The 2,326-nt window shown below is 61.7% G+C and carries 2 protein-coding genes and 1 pseudogene; all 3 read left to right on the top strand.

What is annotated here, in order from left to right; genetic code table 11:
* Positions 1-237: pseudogene (locus tag WAW39_RS27005) on the top strand (condensation domain protein); the annotation flags it as partial.
* Entirely contained in the window at positions 234-1,175 is a 942-nt protein-coding gene (locus tag WAW39_RS27000; protein ID WP_422322293.1) for a fatty acid desaturase family protein, read from the top strand. The pseudogene WAW39_RS27005 and the gene WAW39_RS27000, both read left to right, overlap by 4 nt.
* Positions 1,176-1,180: 5 nt before the next feature.
* The coding region (locus WAW39_RS26995; RefSeq protein ID WP_422322291.1) for an esterase/lipase family protein at positions 1,181-2,326 on the top strand (1,146 nt) is incomplete at its 3' end.

Genomic DNA, 2,326 nt, shown 5'->3' with positions numbered 1-2,326 from the left:
GCGGTGCCGGGGCTTTCGCTGCAACTGCGCATGCGCAGCACCGGGACGGCCCGGTTCAATCTGGCGTGTGAGATCAACGAGGAAGGGGAGGCGATGGAGGTGGCGTGGCTGTTTCACGCGAACCAGTTCTCACTGGCCGACATTGAGCAGGTGGGGCGCATGTATCTCGATGTGCTCGCCGGAGTGTGCCAGTCGCCTGAGATTTTAACGGCTGCATTGATGACGACACTGCGATGAAAACTGAACCTTCCGTCAAAACGCATTGGGTTAGCCGCTCGGCATTTCAGATCGTGGTGTTTTTGTTTTTGTTTGCCGAAATCGGGCTGTGGGCGGTGCTGCACAGCGGGGCATCCCTTTGGTGGGCGCTGCCGCTGGTGCTGGTGGCGAGCCATTTCATGCACGGGGCGGCGGTGGGCTTTCATGAGGCGACGCATGGGCTGCTGCGGAAGAACCGGCGCTTCAATGAATTTGATGGCGTGCTGCTGGGGGTCTTCAGCTTCATGAGCTTCAGCCTGTACCGTGCGGCGCATCAGACGCACCATGCGTACTTTGCCACGGAGCGTGATGAGGAGCTGTGGCCGTTTGTTTTCACGAAGGCACCGCGGTGGAGCCGGGTGCTGGTGGCTATTCTGGAGCTGACTTGCGGAATTTTATACACGCCGTTTTTGTTTCTGCGTTCCTTTCTCCGAAAGGGCTCGCCTATACGCAGCCCGAAGGTGCGGAAGCGCATCTGGGCGGAGCTGGCGCTGATGGTGGTGGTGTGGATCGGGATCATTGCCGCGGTGTCTTATTGGGAAGTGTGGCGCTACTTTGTGTGGATGTATCTGGCTCCGGCATTCATCGCCGGGAATCTGCAAAGCTGGCGCAAGTATGTGGAGCATGTGGGACTGACGGGCAGCACGGTGAACAGCGCGACGCGGCACATTGTGGCCGAGGGCTGGACTGGGCGGCTCGTGGCCTTCACGCTGCTGCATGAGCCGTATCATGGCGTGCATCATCTGCATGTGGGCATACCGCACGCTGAGCTGCCGCACCGCAAGGATGAGATCCTGCCGAAGACACCTGATGAGCGTGCGCCTTTTCCAAGCTACCGGCATGCGATGCTGGATGTGCTCCGCAGCCTGCGTGATCCGCGTGTGGGTGCGCAATGGCATGGGAATGCCCAACAGACATGACGCGCATGCTCACCTTCGCCATTGTCATTGCATCTGTATTCAATCTGGCGGCCTGTCAGGGGCTGCAGAGTGCGAGCCTGGAGGAGGCGCACGAGGCGTGGCTGGTGATGCAGCATGAAAAGCCCGGCACAGTGAAGGCGCAAACGGCGCTGCTGAAGTATGACCACGCGGTGGCGCAGGTGGTGCAGTGCCTGCGCGCCCGGGAAGGGACGGCGGCATGGGGGAAGGAGATGCACATCGCGGGTATGCGAGGATGGCGTCTGACGTTTGATGCGCCTGTGCCATCTGATTCAACACGCACGCTGGCGCTGGCGGAATTCGCGCACTGCCGGCCTGCGGCTGAGGTGAGGCTGCATGGATTTGACCGTGTGGTGGCGCATGACGGCATTGGCGTGCCGGTGGTGCTGGTGCAGGATGATGCGGTGCGTGCGCAGCGGTGGTTTCAGCCGCCGCAAGGCGAATGCCTTTCCGCCACGGCGGTGCTGGAATTTCCGGCTGATGTGCCGGGGCATGCAGCGGAGGCACGGCTGCGATTTTACAATCCGCTGGCAGTGTCAGAGATCGCGGTGGGCGGACAAGTCCAGCCGCTGGCAGAGAACCTCACGGCGGCCCTGCAGGGCACGCTGACGGATGCGCGTGTGGAAGAAAAAGGGGCGGGGCAGCAGGCCGCCTCCGCCTCGGGTGAGCGTGCTTCACGGCTGTTTTTCCTCAGCCGCTATGACAAGGGCAAGGTGCCGGTGATCTTTGTGCATGGCATGCTGGCGGGGTCGGATGTTTGGAAAAACTGCGTCAATGAGATGTATGCGGATGAGGGCCTGCGCCGTCGTTACCAGCCGGTGTGTTTCAGCTATCCCAGCAAGCTGCCGATTCCTGCCTCGGCGGCACGGCTCAGGGAGCTGCTGACGCAGGCGCGCAGCCGGTTTGATGCACGGCACGAGAATGCCGGGTTTGGCCGCATGGTGCTGGTAGGGCACAGCATGGGCGGCCTGCTGGCACGCATGCAGGTCATTGATTCAGGCGAGGACTTCTGGCGCGCCTTTTTTGACGTGAGCCCGGAGCGCGTGGAGGGAGAAGTGGATGCGACCACGCGGCACATGCTGCAGCAGTCGTTTTTTTTCAAGCGGCGGAGTGACATCGGCACGGTGGTGTTC

It is taken from the genome of Prosthecobacter sp., from assembly GCF_049294395.1.
GTDB lineage: Bacteria > Verrucomicrobiota > Verrucomicrobiia > Verrucomicrobiales > Verrucomicrobiaceae > Prosthecobacter.
The sequence above is the reverse complement of the archived record's forward strand: the minus strand, read 5'-3'. Positions and strand labels throughout refer to the sequence as shown.